The 21,621-nt window shown below is 62.1% G+C and carries 18 protein-coding genes; 6 read left to right on the plus strand and 12 right to left on the minus strand.

Annotated elements, in window-relative coordinates; translation table 11 throughout:
- Positions 1-7 precede the first annotated feature (7 nt).
- Both uxuA and LH464_RS08695 read left to right on the plus strand, forming a co-directional pair.
- Positions 8-1,204: a mannonate dehydratase gene (uxuA, locus tag LH464_RS08690; protein WP_226785988.1), complete on the plus strand. Its 1,197-nt coding sequence runs from the start codon at positions 8-10 to the stop codon at positions 1,202-1,204.
- Between the two features lie 2 nt (positions 1,205-1,206).
- Positions 1,207-2,622: a mannitol dehydrogenase family protein gene (locus LH464_RS08695; RefSeq protein WP_226785989.1), complete on the plus strand. Its 1,416-nt coding sequence runs from the start codon at positions 1,207-1,209 to the stop codon at positions 2,620-2,622.
- 92 nt (positions 2,623-2,714) lie between these two features.
- Here LH464_RS08695 and LH464_RS08700 read toward each other — a convergent pair whose 3' ends face one another.
- The 10 genes from LH464_RS08700 to LH464_RS08745 all read right to left on the minus strand — a co-directional run bounded on the left by LH464_RS08700 (position 2,715) and on the right by LH464_RS08745 (position 12,260).
- The gene (locus LH464_RS08700) at positions 2,715-3,164 is read right to left on the minus strand and encodes a hypothetical protein (RefSeq protein WP_226785990.1); all 450 of its coding nucleotides are present in this window, start codon (positions 3,162-3,164) and stop codon (positions 2,715-2,717) included.
- Positions 3,165-3,305: 141 nt separating this feature from the next.
- The gene (locus LH464_RS08705) at positions 3,306-4,583 is read right to left on the minus strand and encodes an L-fuconate dehydratase (RefSeq protein ID WP_226785991.1); all 1,278 of its coding nucleotides are present in this window, start codon (positions 4,581-4,583) and stop codon (positions 3,306-3,308) included.
- Positions 4,584-4,609: 26 nt separating this feature from the next.
- Positions 4,610-5,344, minus strand: coding sequence for an SDR family oxidoreductase (locus tag LH464_RS08710; protein ID WP_226785992.1), 735 nt, complete (start codon positions 5,342-5,344; stop codon positions 4,610-4,612).
- Positions 5,345-5,374: 30 nt separating this feature from the next.
- Positions 5,375-5,704, minus strand: coding sequence for an L-rhamnose mutarotase (locus LH464_RS08715; protein WP_226785993.1), 330 nt, complete (start codon positions 5,702-5,704; stop codon positions 5,375-5,377).
- Between the two features lie 11 nt (positions 5,705-5,715).
- Positions 5,716-6,723 carry a zinc-binding alcohol dehydrogenase family protein gene (locus LH464_RS08720; RefSeq protein WP_226785994.1) on the minus strand — a complete coding sequence of 336 codons (1,008 nt, stop codon included), beginning with the start codon at positions 6,721-6,723 and terminating at the stop codon, positions 5,716-5,718.
- An 8-nt stretch (positions 6,724-6,731) separates the two neighbouring features.
- Positions 6,732-7,568 carry an amidohydrolase family protein gene (locus LH464_RS08725; protein WP_226785995.1) on the minus strand — a complete coding sequence of 279 codons (837 nt, stop codon included), beginning with the start codon at positions 7,566-7,568 and terminating at the stop codon, positions 6,732-6,734.
- Between the two features lie 4 nt (positions 7,569-7,572).
- Positions 7,573-8,586 (minus strand): aldo/keto reductase, encoded by a 1,014-nt coding sequence (locus tag LH464_RS08730; RefSeq protein ID WP_226785996.1) that lies wholly within the window; start codon positions 8,584-8,586, stop codon positions 7,573-7,575.
- Between the two features lie 58 nt (positions 8,587-8,644).
- On the minus strand, positions 8,645-9,586 hold the full coding sequence (locus tag LH464_RS08735; protein ID WP_226785997.1) for an ABC transporter substrate-binding protein: 942 nt from the start codon (positions 9,584-9,586) through the stop codon (positions 8,645-8,647).
- Between the two features lie 95 nt (positions 9,587-9,681).
- Positions 9,682-10,701 (minus strand): ABC transporter permease, encoded by a 1,020-nt coding sequence (locus LH464_RS08740; protein ID WP_226785998.1) that lies wholly within the window; start codon positions 10,699-10,701, stop codon positions 9,682-9,684.
- A gap of 8 nt (positions 10,702-10,709) precedes the next feature.
- On the minus strand, positions 10,710-12,260 hold the full coding sequence (locus tag LH464_RS08745; RefSeq protein ID WP_226785999.1) for a sugar ABC transporter ATP-binding protein: 1,551 nt from the start codon (positions 12,258-12,260) through the stop codon (positions 10,710-10,712).
- A 232-nt stretch (positions 12,261-12,492) separates the two neighbouring features.
- On the opposite strand from LH464_RS08745, the gene LH464_RS08750 reads away from it, so the two are divergent.
- Together LH464_RS08750 and LH464_RS08755 are read left to right on the plus strand one after the other, a co-directional pair.
- The gene (locus LH464_RS08750) at positions 12,493-13,194 is read left to right on the plus strand and encodes a FadR/GntR family transcriptional regulator (protein WP_226786000.1); all 702 of its coding nucleotides are present in this window, start codon (positions 12,493-12,495) and stop codon (positions 13,192-13,194) included.
- Positions 13,195-13,245: 51 nt separating this feature from the next.
- Positions 13,246-14,778: a UxaA family hydrolase gene (locus tag LH464_RS08755; protein WP_226786001.1), complete on the plus strand. Its 1,533-nt coding sequence runs from the start codon at positions 13,246-13,248 to the stop codon at positions 14,776-14,778.
- 72 nt (positions 14,779-14,850) lie between these two features.
- Here LH464_RS08755 and LH464_RS08760 read toward each other — a convergent pair whose 3' ends face one another.
- Both LH464_RS08760 and LH464_RS08765 read right to left on the minus strand, forming a co-directional pair.
- On the minus strand, positions 14,851-16,065 hold the full coding sequence (locus LH464_RS08760) for an OpgC family protein (RefSeq protein ID WP_226786002.1): 1,215 nt from the start codon (positions 16,063-16,065) through the stop codon (positions 14,851-14,853).
- 173 nt (positions 16,066-16,238) lie between these two features.
- On the minus strand, positions 16,239-19,748 hold the full coding sequence (locus LH464_RS08765; RefSeq protein WP_226786003.1) for a hybrid sensor histidine kinase/response regulator: 3,510 nt from the start codon (positions 19,746-19,748) through the stop codon (positions 16,239-16,241).
- A gap of 170 nt (positions 19,749-19,918) precedes the next feature.
- Between LH464_RS08765 and mscL the strand changes: the two genes are divergently transcribed.
- Together mscL and LH464_RS08775 are read left to right on the plus strand one after the other, a co-directional pair.
- Complete coding sequence (gene mscL / locus LH464_RS08770) at positions 19,919-20,347, plus strand: large conductance mechanosensitive channel protein MscL (RefSeq protein WP_226786004.1); 429 nt, start codon at positions 19,919-19,921, stop codon at positions 20,345-20,347.
- Positions 20,348-20,443: 96 nt separating this feature from the next.
- Positions 20,444-21,613, plus strand: coding sequence for a pyridoxal phosphate-dependent aminotransferase (locus LH464_RS08775; protein ID WP_226786005.1), 1,170 nt, complete (start codon positions 20,444-20,446; stop codon positions 21,611-21,613).
- Positions 21,614-21,621 lie beyond the last annotated feature (8 nt).

Raw genomic sequence — 21,621 nt, forward strand, 5'->3', positions numbered from 1 at the left:
AGTTTTCATGCGGCATACGTGGCGTTGGTTCGGTCCGGTGGACAAAGTGAGCGTACAGGATGCGGCCCAGGCTGGTGCCCGGGGCATCGTCAGTGCACTTCATCATATTCGCACCGGTGACGTGTGGCCGGTCGAGGAAATCGCCAAGCGGCATGAAGAGATCAAGGCCGGCGGTCTTGTCTGGGACGTCGTGGAAAGCGTGCCGGTTTCCGAAAGCATCAAGACGCAGACGGGCGACTGGCGCCAGCATGTGGCCAACTGGCAGGAATCGCTGCACCGCCTTTCCGCGAGCGGCATTCGCACGGTTTGCTACAATTTCATGCCGGTGCTTGACTGGACCCGCACGGATCTGCGCTGGACAGCGCGCCACGGCGCCAAGGCCATGCGCTTCGACCTCACCGATTTCGTAGCCTTCGACATCCACCTGCTGGAGCGCCCCGGCGCGAGCCAGGACTATGACGAGGCGACGCGGGACAGGGCAGCGAAGCGTTTCGCGGAGATGTCGGACGAGAGGCGCTCAGCGCTGTCGAAGAACGTCGGCGCCGGCCTGCCGGGCTCAGCCGATGGCTACACGCTGCCGCAACTGCGCGAGCACCTGGCGACCTATCACGGCATCAGCCGTGACAAGCTGCAGCAGCATCTGGTGGATTTTCTGTCCGAAGTGACGCCGGTCGCCGAGAAGGTCGGCATCAACATCTGCGCCCATCCGGACGATCCGCCGTGGGCGCTGCTTGGTCTGCCCCGCGTCCTCTCCACCGAAGAAGACTACGTTCACATACTGGAGGCAGTGGATAGCCCGGCCAACGGCGTGACGTTCTGCACCGGATCGCTGGGTGCGCGCGGTGCCAATGACCTGCCGGAAATGGCGAAGCGCCTTGCATCCCGCATCCATTTTGTCCACCTGCGCAATGTTCACCGGGAAGAGGAGGGAACGCCCTGCTCCTTCTACGAGGATGAGCACCTGGAAGGGCATACCGACATGGTGGCGGTGATCGCCGAGCTTCTGAAGGAAGAGACGCGGCGCCGTGCCGAAGGTCGGGCGGATCATGAAATCCCGATGCGCCCTGACCACGGCCAGGAAATCCTCGACGACCTGACCCGCGGTGCGCAGCCCGGTTACCCCGCCATCGGCCGCCTCAAGGGGCTGGCCGAGTTGCGCGGCATCGAACGCGCCTTGTCCCACTCGAGATACGGATTGTCATGACCATGGGAAGACTTTCAGCCTCGACCAAACTCGCCGATGCCGTCATCACGCCGGCTTTCGATCCGAATGCGCTGAAGCCGGGCATTCTGCACATCGGTCTCGGTGCTTTTCACCGCGCCCATCAGGCGGTCTACAATGACGCCGCGCTGGCGAAGGAACCCGGTGACTGGGGGATCGTCGGCGTAAGCCTCAGATCGTTGGATATCGTGCGCGACCTGCGCGCCCAGGATCACCTTTATTCGGTTGTTACCCGCAGCGGTGCCGGCGAAAGCGTTCAGGTCGTCGGCTCGATCGTGCGCGGCATCTCTGCCGTGGAAGACCGTGACGAGCTGCTGGCGCTTCTGGTCGATCCGGCAATCAGGATCGTCACGATCACCGTCACGGAGAAGGCCTACGGCCTCGACCCGACGACGGGCGGCCTCGACCGCAATCACCCGTCGGTTGCAGCCGACCTTGGAAATCCGACATCGCCGGTCGGTGTTGTCGGCTACATCGTCGAGGGACTTGCCCGCCGTCATGCCGCAGGCCAGGAGCCGTTCACTGTTCTCTGCTGTGACAACCTGCCCACCAACGGCCGCATCGTTCGCCGCCTGGTCATCGAGATGGCGGGTGCAAGGGATCCGGAGCTGGCGAACTGGATTACCGGCCACGGCGCTTTTCCGTCGAGCATGGTGGACCGCATCGTTCCGGCCGCCACCGACGAGGCGCGAGGTCGTGCAGCCGAAATGCTCGGTGCCGATGACACGCTGTCGCTGGAAACCGAACCCTTCATGCAATGGGTGATCGAGGACCATTTCATCTCCGGTCGCCCCGCCTGGGATCAGGCTGGTGCGCTCTTCGTCGATGACGTGGAGCCTTACGAGAAGATGAAGCTTCGGCTTCTCAATGGCTCGCACTCGATGATCGCCTATCTCGGGCAGTTGAAGGGTCTGGAATATGTGCGCGACGTGATGGCGGTTCCGGAATATCGGAGCCTTGCCCGTCGCCACATGAAGTCCGCGGTCAAGACGCTCGACCCCGTCCCGGGCATCGATCTTGGCCATTACATCGATCAGCTGATCGAGCGGTTCGAGAACCCGACCATCGCCCATCGCACCAGGCAGATCGCCATGGACGGCAGCCAGAAGCTGCCACAACGCATCTTCGCCGGTACGGTCGAGGCGTTGAGCGCCGGTGACGATGCCGACACCGCCGCCTATGCGACGGCGCTCTGGATCGCCTATGCGAAGCGCACGCCCGACATCGACGACCCGCGACGCGAGGAGCTTCGCGCCGCGGCCGCGCAGCCGGCCGCAGACGATGCGTCGGCAGCCTTCTTCGCCTTGCCGGGCCTCTTCCCGCAGGCGCTGATCGACAGCCGCGCATGGCGCGACCGGGTCAACGCCAAGCTGGCGGATATCGAGGCCGACCGGATCTAGGCCCTGTTGACAAAGGCTTTAATGAGCAGGCTTGATCGCCTAATATGAAGCCTGAGGGAACGAGAGTCCCGATGATAGTGGGCTGGCTGCCATCATTCATCGGGACGGCCCACAAGCCATGAGGTGATCGGAGCCTCACCAGATCGGACGTCTTTGTAGGTCGAGCTAATCTTACTCAGCACCGCCTTGTCGTCCGTATCGATCTCGTAGAACGTGCTGTCGACGGCTCGGATTATAACCCACGTCTTGTCTGACTGCGTGGGTCCGGAGCCTACGAACTCGCCCCAGATAACCTGCCGCGTATTCTCCGCCAAGGCAGCTAGATCAGAGCCCGAGAGCCAGGCATTGTCCTGAGCCAATGCCTCCAATTGCTCGCCACTTTCACCTGTCGCCTCAAACCGTTCCTGCCCAAGTTTGGACGACTTGACGGTCGAAACAATCCAATTTGCCTGCAAAGACCTAGGTGCCAAAAGCCGCAGTAAGTCTCTGAGGTCAAGCGCGAGGACATTCTGTTTGAGGTCATAAATCCTAAGCGTCGCCATGACGTCCCCCCTGACGCCACGAATCGCATTGGCAGCAACACTTTGTCAACAAGGCCTAGTCGGCCAGTCTGCCTAAGCAAAAAAGCCCCTCGCTCCGGTCGGAGCGAGGGGCTTTTTCATTGGTCTCGGTGAAAAGGGCGATCAGCCCTTGAAGGTGTATTCGGCGATCGATTCAGGTTTCATTTCGATCGAGAAGCCCGCGCGCGACGGCGGCATATAAGCTGCGTCCTTGATGACGCACGGGTCGATGAAGTGCTCGTGCAGGTGATCGACATATTCGATGACGCGGCCTTCCTTCGTGCCGGAAACCGCGATGTAGTCGATCATCGACAGATGCTGGACGTATTCGCACAGGCCGACACCGCCCGCATGCGGCCAGACCGGCAGATTGTACTTCGCGGCGATCAGCAGCACGGCGAGAACTTCGTTGAGACCACCCATGCGGCATGAATCGATCTGGACGATATCGATCGCGCCCTCGGCGATGAACTGTTTGAACATGATGCGGTTCTGGCACATCTCGCCGGTCGCGACCTTCACCGGGCCGATGGCCTGACGGATCTTGCGGTGTCCGGCGACGTCGTCCGGGCTTGTCGGCTCTTCGATGAAGAACGGGTTGGCGAAGGCAAGCTTCTTCACCCAGTCGATTGCCTGGTCGACTTCCCAGACCTGGTTCGCGTCGATCATCAGATAGCGATCCGGGCCGATGACTTCGCGGGCGATGGTCAGGCGTCGGATGTCGTCCTCGAGGTCGCGGCCGACCTTCATCTTGACATGGTTGAAGCCGGCATCGACCGCTTCCTTGCAAAGGCGGCGCAGCTTTTCTTCGGGATAGCCCAGCCAGCCGGCGGAGGTCGTGTAGCAGGCATAACCCTCCTGCTTCAGCGTGGCGATGCGCTCCGCCTTTCCGGCCTCGGCCTTCTTCAGGATGGCGAGGGCCTCTTCGCGGGTCAGCACGTCGGTGAGGTAACGGAAGTCGACGATGTCGGCAATTTCTTCCGCCGAGAGTTCGGACACCAGTTGCCAGACCGGCTTGCCCTGCTGCTTTGCCAGAAGGTCCCAGAAGGCGTTGACGACGGCGCCGGTTGCGAGGTGCATGGCACCCTTGTCCGGGCCGATCCAGCGCAGCTGGCTGTCGCTGGTGAGGTGCCGCCAGAACTTGCCGGGGTTCTGGCGGAACGTCTCGAGTTCCTGCCCGACCACGAGATGCCGCATCGCTTCGATCGCCATGCAGCAGATGTCATTGCCGCGCCCGATCGTGAACGTCAGGCCGTGTCCCTCGAGACCGTCCGTGTCGGTATCGAGGACGACATAGGCCGCCGAATAATCGGGGTCCGGGTTCATCGCGTCGGAGCCATCCAGGCTTTGCGAGGTCGGAAAGCGCAGGTCGAAGACGCGAAGATCGGTAATGCGGGTCATGAGCAATCTCTGTGGTCGAGTGTGGATCAGATTGTCCAGCCGCCGTCGATGGCGAAGGCCTGGCCGGACGTGTAGGTCGCGCCGGCGATGTAGACGGCGAGATTGGCGATTTCTTCCGGCGTGCCGAGGCGTCCCATCGGCTGGCGGGCGATGAAGGAGGCGCGTGCTTCGTCGTAATTGCCCTGGGCGCGCATGCGGTCCTGCAGCGAAGGGCTTTCGACGGTGCCGGGGCAAATGGCGTTGCAGCGGATGCCCTGCGCAACATAGTCAGCGGCGACATGCTTCGTCAGGCCGATCACGGCTGCCTTGGTCACGCCGTAGGCGAAGCGGTTGGGCACGCCCTTGATGCTGGACGCGACGGAAGACATGTTGATGATCGAGCCATCCTTGCGCTCCAGCATGCCGGGCAGGACGGCGCGGATGGTGCGGATCATCGCCTTGACGTTGAGGTCGAAGGCAAATTCGAGATCGCTGTCCTTCATCTCGAGGATCGAGCCGCCATGAACGACGCCGGCGCAATTGAAGAGGATGTCGACCTGGCCGATCTTATCCACGGCTGCCTTCACCGCGGCCTCGTCCAGCACGTCGAGCTTGGTCGCCGTCAGGTTCGGCAGCTTCGGAAGCTCGGCAAGCGCCGCGTCGTTGATATCCGTCGCATGCACGGTCGCGCCGGCTTGTGCAAAGGCGAGCGCCGAGGCGCGGCCAATGCCCTGGGCGGCGGCGGTGATGAGAACGGTCTTTCCTTCAAGCGTCTTCGTCATGTCATTCCTCGATAAGTTCTGGCGGTAGGCTCAGTCGTGATGGAAGACCTCTTCCATCATTGCCCACCATTCCCCTTCCTTACGGCTTTCGAGTGGCCTTTGGCAGGGGATGGTGAACGCCCACCACTCCTGATTTTTAGGGTCCGCTGCCATCGTCGCCATGTCGGCCTCGAAATCCGTGCCGTGATATTCCCAGGTACCGAAAAGAAGGTTCTCGGGCTCCCGCAGGAAGATCGTGTAGTTCCGGATGTTGCAGCGGGAAACGAGATCGAGGATTTCCGGCCAGACTGCGGCATGCAGCCGCTTGTATTCCTCGATCATCGTCGGCTCCACGCCGATCATCATTCCCATGCGCTGCATCGTTGTACTCCTCAGACTTCGATCAGCGCCTTGACCACGCCGGCCGCCGGATCGGTCAGGCCAGCGAAAAGGTCAGGCACCTCCGACAGCGACATGCGATGGGTGATCAGGGCATCCGGCACTTCGCCTGCGCGCATGGCCTCCATGACGCGCTCGAAATCGGCGACCGTCGCGTTGCGGCTTCCGAGCAGCGATGTCTCGCGCTTGTGGAATTCCGGATCGGAGAAGCTGATGTCGCTCGCAACGATGGAAACGAGGATATAGGCGCCGCCATGGCCGACGAAGCGGAAGCCGCGTTCCATCGCCTTGGGGTTGCCGGTCGCGTCGAAGACGGCATCGAAGAAATCGCCGCCGGTGATCTCGGAAAGAGCAGCCTCGTCACCATCGCCCAGTTGCACCGTATGGGTGGCGCCAAGATGGGTCTTCGCGAAGTCCAGCCGGTCGGTGCGTCCGTCGAGCATGGTCACTTCGCCACCATTGAGACGGGCGAAGATGGCGACCGACATGCCGATCGGGCCTGCGCCGACGATCAGCACCTTCTGGCCGGGCTGGACATTGGCGCGCGCCACGGCATGGGCGCCGATCGCCAGGAATTCGACCATAGCGGCTTGATCGAGGCTGAGGCCGTCCGCCTTCAGCACGAACTGTTCCGGCAGGCTGAGATACTCTGTCATGCCGCCGTCGCGGTGAACGCCGAGCACACCGATATTGCGGCAGCAATTGGTCTTGCCCTTGAGGCAGGCGCTGCAATGACCGCAGGAGATGTAGGGAATGATCGAGACGGTGTCGCCCGGTTTCAGGCGGCTGCCGGAACGTGCCTCCTCAACCGTCGCGGCGAGCTCGTGGCCCATGACCCGCGGATAGGAGAGGTAAGGCTGGTTGCCCGTGAAAATGTGCAGGTCGGTTCCGCAGACGCCAATCCGCCGGACCTTGACGAGAACCTCGCCTTCACCACGGGCGGGAGCCGGTCGGTCGATGGCGGAGAGGTTGCCGGGGGAATCGCAGATGATCGTCAGCATTGGGAGGCCTATTGCAGAGGACGGGCAGTACCGCCGAGATTGTAGAAACGGATGGCATTGCCGCCGAAGACGGCATCGTGATGTTCAGCCGGAACGATCTCGCGGCATTGCTGCAGCCATCCTTGATATTCTCCGGCCAGACGCAGGACAGGCCAGTCACTCCCCCAGATCACGCGGGCCGGACCGAAGAGATCGAGGATGGTTTCGGCATAGGGCCGAACGGCGGCGGGCTTCTGGTCGCCTGCCTCGGTCAGTAGGCCGGAGAGCTTGCAGTGAACATTCGGAAGGGCGGCGAGCGCCTTCATGCGCGCATACCAGTCGATGAAGCGGCCTTCCGCGATGGGGGGCTTGGCGCCGTGATCGATGACGATCGGCAGCCGCGTGCACCGGCGCGAAAAGTTGAGAAGGGCGTCGAGGTGCCGCGGCAGAACCAGCGCATCGAAAACCAGCCCATGGTCGATCATGGCCGAGACGGCAGGCTTGAGGTTCGGATCGTCGATCCAGCGATCGTCGGCCATGTCCTGCAGCATCGGCCGGAAGCCCTTCAGCTTCGGATGCTGCGCCAGACGGGCAACGGCCTCGGGCGCATCTGCTGCCTTGAGGTCCGTCCATCCGACGACGCCGAGCACGAAATCGCTGCGGTCGGCAATGTCCAGCATGAAGGCGGTGTCGGCCTCGTTCTCCATCGTCTGGACGAGCACCGTCCCATCCACGCCGGCCTCCGCCAGCAGCGGCTGCAGGTCATCCGGCATGAAGTCCCGATGGATCGCTTCAAGTTCTGCCGGGGGCCACTGGCCCTGCCGCTCAGTGATCCGCCAGAAATGCTGATGGGCGTCGATCCGCATGGTGCTACGCAGCCTCGCGGGGCAGGGGCGTCCCTTCGGCAATCAGGCCGCGGTCGCGCAATGCGCTCCAGAAGGATGCAGGAATGGTTTCCGAGAACCACGAGACGTTCGAATTGATCTGTTCGGCGGTCCGGGCGCCCGAGACGATGGTGACGACGGCTGGATGGGCGAGCGGGAACTGCAGCGCAGCTGATTGAAGGCGGACACCCTGTTCTTCGCACACGGCGTTGAGCGCCTCGACACGAGCCAGCACATCGGCGGGTGCTTCCGCGTAGTTGAATTTCTTGTTGCCGGCGAGGATGCCGGAATTGAACGGGCCGGCGACGACAATCCCGACACCCCTGCGGGCGCAGTCGTCCATCAGCTCGAGGCTTTCCTGTTCCAGCAGTGTATAGCGGCCGGCTAGCATGGTCACATCGATATCGAAGACCTGCATCGCGTCCCGGACGGCCTGCCATTCGTTGACGCCGAGGCCGATGGCCTTTGTCGAGCCTTCCTCACGCAGCTTGCCGAGTGCGCGGAAGCCGCCGCCATCCGTCAACTGGTTCCAGTAGTGCTCATGCTGGTCGCCATGCGTCATGCGGCCGATGTCGTGGACATAGAGGATGTCCGGCTTCAGGATGCCGAGACGCTGCTGGCTCATCTCGAAAGAGCGCAGGATGCCGTCATAGGTATAGTCGTAGACCGGCCGGAAGGGCAGGGGCTGGACGTAGCCATCCTCCTCGGCGCCGACGGTATCGTCCGGCGTCATGACGCGTCCGACCTTGGTGCTCAGGACGTAGCTGTCGCGCGGCAGGTCGGTGAGCATGGTTCCAACCCGGCGCTCGGAGCGTGTGTAGCCATAGAAAGGGGCCGTGTCGAAATAGCGGATGCCCGAATCCCACGCAGCCTTGAATGCACCGGCCGATTCCTCGTAGCTCGTCACTCGGTAGAGGTTGCCCATCTGGGCGCAACCGAGACCCACGAGAGTGAAGTCGATATCGGCACGAGGAAGCTTACGGGTATCGGCAACGTTCATGATGGCACCTTGAGAAAAGAGGCGCGCATCATTCGCGATGCGCGCCAGCGGGAGGAACTTAGTAGAGGACGTTCTGGGCTTCCGGCTTGTCGATGTTGTCCTTGGTGACAACGACGACGCCGGTATCGACGAACTTCTCGACCTTTTCCTTGTTGATGATCTTGGCCACCGTCTGGACGCCGAGTTCACCCATCTGGAACGAGCCCTGGACGGCGATGCCCGCCAGCGTGCCGTCCTTGACGAATTCCTGCAGGTCCTGGTTTCCGTCGAAGCCGACGGCTACGACCTGGCCGGACTTGCCGGACTGCTTCAGCGCGCGGCCCATGCCGATCGCAGTCGGCTCGTTGGCGCCGAACATGCCCTTAAGGTCGGAATTGGCGGCCAGAACGTCTGTCGTCTGGTTCAGCGCCGTCGCCATCTGGGACTGCGAGTAGAAGGGACCGACGATCTCAAGCTTGGAATTGGCCTTGATGTAGTCGGTGAAACCGCCGACGCGGCCGATCTCGGAGCCTGCGCCTGCCACGTAGGACATGACGGCGATCTTGCCTTCGGTGCCGACCTTCTCGATGAGGGCCTGTGCGGCGAGTTCGCCGGCCTTCTTGTTATCGGTGGCCAGGAAGGACTGGTAATACTGTTCGGCACCCTCGGCGAGCATCGAGTCGACGATGACGACGGGGATACGGGCTTCCCATGCCTTCTTGACGGCCGGGATGAGCGCGTCCGGATCGGAAGGCGCAAGCACGATGCCGGCGACGCCACGGTTGACCGCATTCTCGACCAGGTTGACCTGATCGGCGATGGCGGATTCCGCTGCCGGACCCTGGAAGGTCATCGTGTGTTCCGAGACGTCCTTCATGGCGGCGTCGGCACCCTTCTGGACGTTCTGCCAGAAAGTGGAGTTCACCGTCTTGACGATGACGGCGATCTCACCGGCCTGCGCCGCCGAGAATGCGCCCATGGCGATTGCCGATGCCAGTAGTGCAGTTGTAAGCTTCTTCATTGGTGTTCCCTCCAAATGGATTGGCCTGACCGGCCGGTTTTTCCGGGAGCTCCTCACTCCCCATGCATTCGCGGATAAGGGTCCGCACCCGTTCTTCATCGGCGGTTGCGCAACTGGTCGATCCAGACGGTGCCCAGAATGACGAGGCCGATGATGATCTGCTGTGTGAAGGCGGAGACGCCGTTCATGTTGAGGCCGTTACGCAGGATGCCGATGACGAAAGCGCCGATACCGGTTCCCGAGATCGTGCCGACACCGCCGATCAGCGACGTGCCTCCGATGACGGCGCTGGCGATGGCGTCCAGTTCGTACATGACGCCTTCGTTCGGCTGCGCCGTGACGAGGCGCGACATCAGCACGCATCCGGTCAGGCCGGCGAGTGTGCCGGACAGAACATAGGTGAAGCTGACGACCCGGCCGACGTTGACGCCGGACAGGCGAGCGGCATCGGCATTGGAGCCGACGGCGTAGATATGCCGGCCGAGCACCGAGCGGTTCAGCATCAGGGAGACGGCGATGGCAATCACCACCATCAGGATGACCGGGTAGGGAATGCCGGGAAACACCACGGTCGGAAATCCGTCCTCGCCGATGTTGACGATGCGGAAGAGCGAGCCGTTGCCGAGTTCGCCGAAGGCTTCGCCGAGGCCCGATACGGCGCGTGCGCCGGTGATCTGTAACGCCACGCCGCGTGCGATCAGCATCATGCCGAGCGTCGCGATGAAGGGCGGCAGCCTCATCTTGGTCACGAGAATGCCGTTGATCCAACCGCAGAGCGAGCCGGTGAGGATGCCGATGAACATACCAATCGGAACGGGCATTCCCCATTCCTTGACGGCGATTGCTGCAACCACACCGGCAAGCGCGAGGACCGAGCCGACGGACAGATCGATGCCGCCGGTAATAATCACGCAGGTTGCGCCGATGCCGAGAAGCGCGATCGACGTCACCTGCAGCGCGATCGTCATGCCGTTGTTGACGGTGAAGAAGGCGCTGCTGGTCATCGAGAAGACTAGGACCAGCACGAAGAGGCTGCCGAGTGCGGCAAACTTCTGGATGATGTCCTTTTGCCGATCGCTCAGCCGCCGGCCTTTCTGTTCGCTTACGTCGCTCATCTCATCCCTCAGTGAGCCGTCGGGCCGTAGCCGGAGGCGTAACGCATGATTTCTTCCTGGTCGGTTGACCTCGTATCCAGGATTCCGGTGATCCGCCCGGCATGGAACACCGCGACCCGATCGGTCATGCCGAGGATCTCCGGGAGTTCGGAACTGATCAGCACGACGCCGATGCCCTGTGCGGCAAGCTCGTCCATGATCTGGTAGATCGCAAATTTCGCACCGACATCGATGCCGCGTGTGGGTTCGTCGAAGAACATCACCTTCGGCTTGCGGAACAGCCACTTGCCGATGATGATCTTCTGCTGGTTGCCGCCAGACAGGAGCCGCACCGGCTGCTTGATGGATGGGGTGCGAATGTTGAGCAGGTCGACATACTCGTTTGCCACGCGGGCATGCTTGGCAAAGTCTATGAAGCCGAAGCGGTTCGACACTTCTTCCATGTTGGCGAGCGTCATGTTCGCATCGACCGGCATTTTGACCGCCAGCCCCTGCGCCTTGCGGTCCTCCGAGAGGTAAGCGAGGCCGGCGGCTATCGCGTCGCGAGGCGACCGGATCGTCAGCGTTTCGCCGTGCAGCGTGATGGTTCCGGTATCCAGCGGATCGGCCCCGAATATGGCGCGTGCGACCTCGGTCCGGCCGGCGCCCATCAGTCCCGCAAACCCCAGGATTTCTCCGCGTTTCAGCGTGAAGCTGACGTCGGTAAAGCGGCCGGCGCGGTTGAGGCCGGCAGCGCTGAAGAGGATGTCCTGCGAAGGCACGGAAGTCCGCTCGGGGAATTTCTCCTCCAGCGAGCGGCCGACCATTTTGGCGACGATCGCATCGACGGTGGTGTCGGCGAAATCGTCCGTCGCCACGTACTGGCCGTCGCGCAGAACGGTGACGCGGTCGACGATCTCGGCCATCTCGTCCAGGCGATGCGAGATGTAGATCACGCCGACGCCGGAGGCCTTGAGGTCACGGATGACCTTGAACAGTATGCCGGTCTCCTGCTCGGTGAGAGAGGATGTCGGCTCGTCCATGATGAGGACTTCCGCATCCAGTGACAGCGCCTTGGCGATTTCCACCATCTGGCTCTGCGCGACTGAAAGGGTCCGGACGGGCGTAGCCGGGTCTATTTCGATGCCGAGGCGATCGAGGCAGCGCTTGGCGTCGGCCCGCAGCTTCTTGCGGTCGACGAACAATCCCCGGCGCGGCTCTCGCGCCAGATAGATGTTCTCTGCCACCGACAGATGCGGGATCAGGTTGAGTTCCTGGTGAATGATGGCGATGCCGACCGATTCCGACTCGAGAGGCGAGGCGAAGTGCCGCTGCTCGCCCTTGTAGACGATCGTACCGCTGGTGGGCTGGTAGACGCCGCTGATGATCTTCATCAGGGTGGACTTGCCAGCGCCGTTCTCTCCGCAGACCGCGTGAACCTCGCCGCGATGCAGGTCGAAACTTACGTTCGACAGCGCCCGCACTCCGGGGAATTCCTTGGTGATGCCGTCCAGGCGCAGAAGCAGGTCATGGTGAGGAATGCCAGCGCTATCGCGCACGGTCTCACTCGTGGTCTGCATGACGGCCTCCTCCCGCTTTGTGTCAATCCGGGCTGGCCAAGCTCCATCCGCCAGCAGCTACTGGTTAAACCGGTCGGATGAAACTGGTCAAGCCAATTCTTCCGGAATGATCCAGATGTCGGAGCAACATGGGGAAAATGACCAACAGGTGGGCGGATCGGGGTGCTAATCCTCCTTGCTCGGGGTAGGTCTAGCGTCTATGGTAAGGCCAGATTTAACAATCGGCTGAGATATGAACGGACCCATCAAGGCGGCAGAGCCTCGCCGGCTCTACCAGCAGATCGCAGACCAGATACGCGCCCTGATCCAGGGCGGGCATTTCACGTCGGGTGCGCGATTGCCTGCCGAGCGGGACCTCGCGCAGCAGCTGGGCGTCTCCAGGCCGTCCCTGCGCGAGGCGCTGATTGCGCTCGAAATCGAGGGTAGCGTCGAGATCCGCATGGGGTCCGGTATCTATATTACCGCCGAGGCTGAGCGGCGGCCACGGCAGACGGGCTCGATGGGCGAAAGCCCTCTCGAGCTCATGCAGGCGCGGGCGGCAATCGAAGGCACGGTCATCACGCTGGCCGCAGCGCGCATCACGCCTGAAGCGCTGCAGTCACTGCGCCAGACGATGGACGCTATGCGCAGCGAGATCGAGGAGGGGCGCAAGCCGCTCGACCAGGACAGGCTTTTCCACCTGACGATCGCGGGACAGAGCGGCAACTCGGTTCTGGCGCGTATCGTCGGAGACTTGTTCGACGAGCGTCACAGCCCGATCTCGGCGCAGATCCGCGCCCGCTTCGAAAGCCCCGACACATGGGGCTTCGCGCTCGCCGAGCACGAGGCCATCTATGCTGCCCTCGAGGCGAAGGACCCCTTGCAGGCGCAGGCGACGATGCATGCGCATCTGGAGGAATCCAAGCGGCGCTGGATGGAAAACGAGCCGCGGTAAACACACCTATTCTTTGAACGCAGGAGCCTCCCGGGAGGAGGAAGCAGTCACATGGACGCAATTGTATCCCCCATCATCATCCTGAACCCTGCCGATGACGTCGGCGTCGTGCGCCGCTCGGTGCAGGCGGGCAACCTCGTCGGCCATGGCGACCTGACCGCGCGGGAACTGATCGGCCGTGGCCACAAGGTCGCGATCAGGCGCATTCCTTCCGGCGCGGAGGTCAAGAAGTACGGGCAGGTGATCGGCGTCGCCACCCAGGACATCGAACCCGGCAACCATGTGCACCTGCACAACCTCGCCATGCTTCCTTCCGAGCATGAGCACCAGTTCAGCGTCGACATCGAGGAAAAGGGCATGCTGCCCGAAGCCGATCGCCGTACCTTCATGGGATACGATCGCGGCTTCGGTGGTGCCGGAACGCGCAACTATATCGGCATCATCTCGTCGGTGAACTGTTCCGCCACCGTCTCCCGCTACATTGCCGACTACTTCAACCGCATGGGCGGGCTGGACGGTTTCGACAATATCGACGGCGTCGTCGCGCTGACCCATGGCACCGGTTGCGCCCTCAACAACAAGTCGGAAGGCTACCGGGTGCTGATCCGCACCATTCAGGGCTATGCCAAGCATCCGAATTTCGGCGGCATCCTGATGATCGGCCTCGGCTGCGAGACAAACCAGATCGGCCCGATCCTGGAGCACTACAAGATGGAGGAGGGCGACCGCCTGCGGACGATGACGATCCAGCAGCATGGCGGCACCCGCAAGACCATCGATGCGGCCATTGAGATCATCAAGGACATGCTGCCGACCGTGAATGCGGCCGAGCGGACGCCGCAGCCGCTCTCGAAGCTGAAGATTGCGTTGGAATGCGGCGGCTCTGACGGCTATTCGGGCATCTCGGCCAACCCTGCGCTCGGTTACGCGTCCGACCTGATCGTCCGCAACGGTGGCACGACGGTTCTGTCGGAAACGCCGGAGATCTACGGTGCCGAGCACCTTCTGACGCGCCGCGCGGTCACCCCGGAAGTGGCGCAGAAACTGCTGCAGCGCATCGACTGGTGGCGGGACTATACGGCCCGCAATGGCGATGAGCTGAACAACAACCCTTCGCACGGCAACAAGCTCGGCGGCTTGACGACAATCCTGGAGAAGTCGCTGGGTGCGGTTGCCAAGGGCGGTTCCATGCCGCTGAAGGCGGTCTACGAGTTCGCCGAAACCGTGACCGAGCAGGGCTTCGTCTTCATGGATACGCCCGGCTACGATCCCGTTGCCGTGACAGGCCAGGTGGCCGGCGGCTGCAACGTGGTGTGCTTCACCACGGGCCGCGGTTCGGTCTCGGGCTTCAAGCCCTCGCCCTGCATCAAGATCGCCACCAACTCCGAAATGTACGAACACATGAAGGAGGACATGGACATCAACTGCGGCGGTATCGTCACAGGGGAAGAGACGATCGAGCAGTCGGGTGAACGTATTTTCGAGGATATTATCGCGGTCGCGTCGGGCAAGCAGACGCTGAGCGAGATCTACGACTATGGCGATAACGAATTCGTGCCGTGGCAGATCGGCGCGGTGACCTGAGCCACAATCAGGTCTCTGACGCGAGACAAATGAAAAGGGCGGTGACCGAGGTCACCGCCCTTTTTGATATGGTCAGCGGACCGATTTGGTCTGCTGTTTCATGGCCGCGGCGGGTTCCTCGCCGGTGCCGAAGAACTTCTCGCGTTCCCGCCAGATGGCGGGGAGTGCGAGGAGCGCGATGCCGACAAAGGCGATTGCCGTCTTGGTCAACTGGCTAAGTTCCGGCGTGCGCCCGTCGAAGTAGTAGACGGCGTAGACCAGTCCCACGTGCCAGACGTAGACGTAGAGCGAGTGGCGGCCGAGTAGCTGCAGGAACTTCAGCGAGAAGACCCAGGTCAACACGCCGGCGGCGCCTCGCACGAAGCCTGAAGAATGCTTCGGACCTGCGACCAGCAGCCACGTGACGAGCGTTGCAACCGCGATGAAGTTCAGGAGATAAACCGGGCCGAAATCGGCGCGGATTTCCATCGACGCGAATTTGCCGAGCATGAATTCCGGCAACCAGCCATTGGCCGTCATGAGCCTGAGCGGCAGGAAGAACAGCGTCACGATCAGAGCCATCTTCGGGATGAAGGTGTTCTCCGGCGTCAGGATGCGGCTCCAGTCGATCTTGCCGGTGGAGGTCATCGCGCCGAGAACGAGGCCCGAATAGAACACGATCTGCCAGCCGAACAGGTTGAAGCTAGCGCGGATGCCCTGGTCGTCCGGACCCATGACGAGATGGTTCAGCGGTTCCGTGACAATCTGCTGCAGGCCAAGCTGGCCAGCCATCCACACGACCAGCGAGCCGGCGAGCACATAGGCCCACTTGTCTTCCAGGACGAGCTTCACCAGCAGCGGCGCAAACAGCATGTAGACGATATACTGCGGCAGGATGTCCATGAAAGTCGGCTGGAACAGGAAGGTCGCAATGGCAGCCAGACGAAGCGGATCGTCGAAGGTGGTGTAGCCGACCCAGTTATACCAGACGGTATAGGCGTCCGGCAGGATCATCTGCGCCGCGAGCACTGCAAGCACGATGCCCATTGCATACCGGTAAAGCTCGAAAGCACGCGAATAGATGGCGTTCCGCCCGGCGGCATAGCCGTTCTTCACCATCTTGCGTGCATAGACCATGCCGATGAGCAGGCCGGACAGGAAGACGAATCCCTGTGCGTCTTCCACGAAGGCGAGCTGGTTATGGTTCACTTTGACGAGCCAGTATCCGCCCGCAAAGATCAGGTGATTGATGAGCATGAAGACGAGGAAGTAGCCTCGCATACCATCAATGATATCAAACCGTTTCATCGGTCGCGGTCTCCGTTTTTGCGGTCCGATTGAGCACGCGCCGCCCGGTCCGAAAGGCCTCTGCGGGCCAGGATGTTACGCGCCTAAACGCCACGAAATGGCGGTCGGTTCCGCAAAAGCGTCAGGCTCCTTAATTTAGAAAACGCTGGATGACTGACAGATGAACGGGGCGGTTATTCGGCGGCAATTCGCTTGATGCCCGCCACCTGCGTCAGATATGCGCGCAGCGCTGCGGGCCGCACGGGCTTGTGCTGGATGGAAATATCGTCGCGCTCCGCCTCGGCCCGCACCTCGGGCGTCCGGTCGGCGGTGATCAGCAGGGCCGGTATTTCCGCCTTGTATGCCTGACGGATTCGGCGGATCGCCTCCACGCCGTTGCCCTCGCCCAGATGGTAGTCGGCGACGATGACCTCCGGCGGCGGCCCGGCGGAATTGATGAGGCTGTCGACATCCGCCAGGGATCCAGCCTGTCCGACAACGCAACCCCAACCGGATATGAGCAGGGCCATGCCCTCCAGGATCGTCACCTCGTTGTCGATGCACAGAACCCGCAGGCCGTTGAGCGGCTGCGAACGCCGGCGCCGTTCCGGCTGCTCAGTGCTGCGCACAGTATGCGCCGAGGTGAGGTCGCGGGGAACGCTGACCCGGAAGATGGTGCCCTTGCCCTGCACGGACGACAGCTCGACCGGATGGTTGAGAACGCGGGAAATCCGGTCGACGATGGAAAGGCCGAGGCCGAGCCCGGATGCGGTGCGGGCTCCTTCGTCGAGGCGGGCGAATTCCTTGAAGACGGTCCGGAACTTCGAGGACGGAATTCCGATGCCCGAATCCAGCACTTCGATGACGACATCGTTTCCCCGGCGCCGGGCGCCGATGAGGATCTTGCCGCTTATCGTGTACTTGATGGCGTTCGAGACCAGGTTCTGGACCAGCCGGCGCAACAGGTTCACGTCGGAACGAACCCGCAGCGAACTCGCCACGATGACGAATTCCAGGTTCTTCTCCCGTGCCATCGGGGCGAAGTCGGTTTTGATGCGGCGCAGGAGATTGTCGAGCGGCACCGACGTGATGCGCGGTTTCATGGCCCCGGTATCCAGACGCGAGATATCGAGGACGGCGCCAAGAATGGTCTCAACCGATTCCAGCGCGGAATCGATGTTGCGCACGAGCGGCTTGTTGTCGGACGTGCCAAGACGCTCCACCAGTGCGGAGGAATAGAGCCGGGCGGCGTTGAGCGGCTGGAGGATGTCATGGCCGGCCGCGGCGAAGAACCTTGTCTTGCCGATATTGGCCTCCTCGGCGGCGGCGCGGGCTTCCGCCAGTTCGCGGTTGACGCGGGTCAGTTCAGCCGTGCGCTCCTCCACACGCTGTTCCAGCGTTTCGTTGGCCTGTTTCAGTGCGCGATCGGCGGCGACGCGCTCGGTGATGTCCGTCAGCGTTGCGACGATACCGCGGTCCGGCATCGCGTTCGACCGTACCTCGATGATCCGCGTCCCTCCGCCGACAACAAGGGCGAAGGGCGCATCCAGCGTCTGGAACTGGCGCATCACGTCACCCTGGCCTTCGACAGCAATGTCTCCGCGCTCGGAGAGGATGGCGACGATATCCACCAGAGGGTAGCCCACCTGGCCGGTCTGCTCGGGCAGGTCGAGAAGGTTTCGGAAACGGCGGTTCCATATCGTCAGGCAGTATGAGTTGTCGAAGACGGCGATGCCCTGGTCCATCTGTGACAGTGCGGTCTGCAGCATGTCCTGATTGTACTGCAGTGCCTCGCTGGCCTGATCGAGCAGCCATGCGGTGTCGGAGTTCGCGTCCTCCGCCTTCTGGAGGATAAGCGACAGCACCAGTCGCGCGGAGGAGGAGCCGATGGCGCTTCCCAGCAATTGCTCGGAGAAATGGATGAGGCCCATGTCCGCCGGCTGATCGTTTTCGAGACTGCGGCCGCCGGCGGCGGCGTAGTTGGCGAAGGATCGCTCCATCCGTTCCTCGCCCAGATAGCGGGCAATCGTCGTTTTCAGATCGCCGACGCTGACGCGCGTCTTCCATCCGCGGGTTGCGAATTGCGACCGGCGGTGGCGCTTGACGAAGATGCCGGCCTGGATGCGTTCAACGGGCCTCGGGTTGCGAGACAGGGAGCCGAGAACGAACGCAAGGGTATTGGCTATCAGGCTGAACAGGGTAACGGTGACCAGCGGATCGGCATCGGGCGCGGAGAACAGGCTCGTGCCGGGGAAAAGGAAGTTCAGCACCACGGCCGCGACATGCGAGTTGTCCGGCCCTCCCAGGCTGGGAAGAAACAGCAGATAGGCCCAGGCGAGGAAGCCGAACGACAGCCCGAGGATGGCACCGCGCGAATTGGCCCTGCGCCAGACAAGGCCGCCGAGCAGGCTCGGCGCCATCTGGGCGATCGCCGCGAACGACAGGAGGCCGATGGACGCGAGACCCGAACCGCTGTCGGCGGACCTGTAGTAGGCGTAACCCAGCATGAGAACGACGACGATCGCCGTTCGTCTGACCCGTAGCAGCGTATTGGTGAAATCCGCCCGGTGGATCGACCGGCGCATCAGCTTGCGGCGCAGGAGAACCGGCATGACGATGTCGTTCGACACCATGATGGATAGCGCGACCGAGGCCACGATCACCATTGCCGTGGCTGCTGAAAAGCCGCCGATGAAGGCGATAAGGGAGACGATCGGCATCTCGTTGACGAGAGGCAGGAGTAGAACATAGAGGTCGGCATCGCCGGTGCCGCCGAACTGGATGATTCCGGCAACCGCGATAGGCAGCACGAAGAGGTTGATCGCGATCAGGTAGAGCGGCAGCAGGAAGACGGCCGTCTTCAGTTCGCCCGGGGTGCGGTTTTCAACCACCGTCACATGGAATTGCCGTGGCAGCATGATGATGGCGAAGGCGGACAGGACGATCAGCAGGATCCAGCGGCTGACGGGCGTCTCGTAGGACAAGGCGGACGCCACCAGAAGATTGTCGGCCGCACGCTCCCACAGGTCGGTCGGTCCGCTGAACAGGAAGAAGACCACCGAGATGCCGACCGTTGCGAAGGCGATGAGCTTGACCACCGATTCCATGGCGACGGCGAGGATGAGGCCGTCCTGGTGTTCGGTTGCGTCCGTATGGCGGGTTCCAAAGATAACCGCGAAGCAGGCCATCAGCACCGTGACGATCAGTGCCAGATCGATGAAGTACAGGTTGCCGTGGCCAATCCCGTAGGCGGACGCATCGACCATTACGGCGACGGAACTGGAAACCGCCTTGAGCTGCAGTGCAATGTAAGGAATTGCGCCGATCAGCGAGATGACGGCCACGAGCATCGCCACCGTGGAATTCTTGCCGTAGCGCGCAGCGACGAAATCCGCGACCGAGGTCAGCTTCTCGGCTTTCGCCAGCTCCACGATGCGACGGATGACGGGCATGCCGATCGTGAACGCCAGGATCGGACCGATGTAGATACCGGTGAACTCCAGTCCTCGCTGCGATGCGAGGCCGACGCCGCCGAAATAGGTCCACGAGGTGCAATAGATTGCCAGACTGAGGGCGTAGACGACCGGTCGTCCCCCCTTCGGCACCCCCACGGCACGGCTCCTGCGATCACCATAGCTCGCGACTGCGAACAGAAGCAGGATATAGCCGAACGCCGACAGCATTATCAGCCAACCAGGAAGCATATCTCCTCCGCTCCGGGGCATGTGATCGCGGACAATAGGCCAAAACTATTAGCTTGGAAATCGGCGCGATCTCGGCATAAAGTTCTAGACGGCGAAAAGCCTTGAGAAGCTGTCGCAGTAAGCTAAATGCATAGTCCGGTTTCATAATCCATGAAAAGGAAAGGGGCAGCATGTCATTCGCTTCGGAGTTTCGATCGTTTATCGCCAAGGGAAATGTGATTGACCTGGCGGTCGGTATCATCATCGGCGGGGCGTTCACGGGGATAGTCAACTCGCTTGTCAACGATCTGATCATGCCGGTAGTGGGTGCGGTCATCGGGGGGATAGACTTCTCTGATTACTTCGTACCGCTTGCGTCGGGCGTGACGGCCACCACGCTTGCAGCCGCACGGGAACAGGGCGCCGTCTTTGCCTACGGTAGCTTCGTTACCGTGATCCTGAACTTCCTGATCCTTGCCTGGATCATCTTCCTGATGGTCAAGGCCGTGAACAGGATCAGGCTGGCCGAAGAAAAGAAGCCGGCCGAGGAGACGCCTGCACCGCCACCGGCCGATGTCCAGTTGCTGACGGAAATCCGCGATCTCCTGAAGACGCGCTAACGCGTCCATCACTCAAATCGATACCAGCCTCACCGATTGTCATGAGATTTGGTGGGGCTGGTGCGCTATGAAAGGCGCAGAATCGGAGAGTGAATTATGTCCTTGCTCAATAGCCTCAGTCCTCGCGCGCTCGCAGCGCCCGAAAGCGGTATCGTCGAACTGATCACCTATGCGCGCGGCCAGGAGGGGCTTATCCCCCTGTGGGCGGGAGAAGGGGATCTGCCGTCGCCGGATTTCATCAACAAGGCGGCAAGCGACGCTCTCCTCGGTGGCGAGACATTCTACACGTGGCAGAGGGGCATTCCGGAGTTGCGCGACGCTCTCTCTCGCTACTACGAGAGGCACTTCGCCGTGTCGCTGCCCTACGACCATTTCTACGTCACCGGCTCGGGCATGCATGCCATCATGCTGGCAGTCCAGGCGCTGACATCTCCGGGTGACGAACTGATCTACCTTTCTCCCGCCTGGCCGAACATCATCGCTTCCGTCGAGATCGGTGGCGCCAAGGCCGTGGCGCTGCCGCTGGATTTCGTGAACGGCGGATGGTCGCTCGACCTGCAGAAACTCGAGGCCCTGATCACGCCGCGGACCCGCGCCCTGTTCATCAACACGCCGTCCAATCCCACGGGCTGGACAGCGACGGGGGGAGAGCTGGCGGCGATCCTGGCGCTGGCGCGAAAGCACGGCATCTGGATCATCGCGGACGAAATCTATGCGCTCTACTATTATGGGGACGCACCGCGTGCGGCATCGTTCATGGATGTCATGGAGCCGGACGACCGGATCGTCTTTGCCAATTCCTTCTCCAAGAACTGGTCGATGACCGGCTGGCGGGTTGGCTGGCTGGTTGCGCCTCCCGAACTGGGGCAGGTGATCGAGAACCTCGTTCAGTATTCCAATTCCGGTGTCGCCCAGTTCATGCAGCGCGGCTGCGTCGTGGCGCTCGACCAGGGCGATGACTTCGTCCGCCAGAACATCGAACGGGCTACGGTTTCCCGCGATATTCTCTGCGACGCGCTGATCGCGACGAATCGCGTCGAGACCCTCAAGCCTCAGGGTGCGCTCTATGCGTTCCTGAAGGTCGACGGAATATCCGACAGCCGCCGGGCGGCACTTGATATCGTCGACAAGGTCCAGGTGGCGCTTGCTCCGGGTTCGGCGTTTGGACCGGGTGGAGAACTGTTCCTGCGAGCCTGCTTCCTGCGCGACCCGCGCCAGGTCCGCGAGGCGGCCGATCGGCTGGCGGATTACATCCTCAAGCTCTGATCACCACC

The organism is Pseudorhizobium xiangyangii (assembly GCF_020531965.1).
Classification (GTDB): Bacteria; Pseudomonadota; Alphaproteobacteria; order Rhizobiales; family Rhizobiaceae; genus Neorhizobium; species Neorhizobium xiangyangii.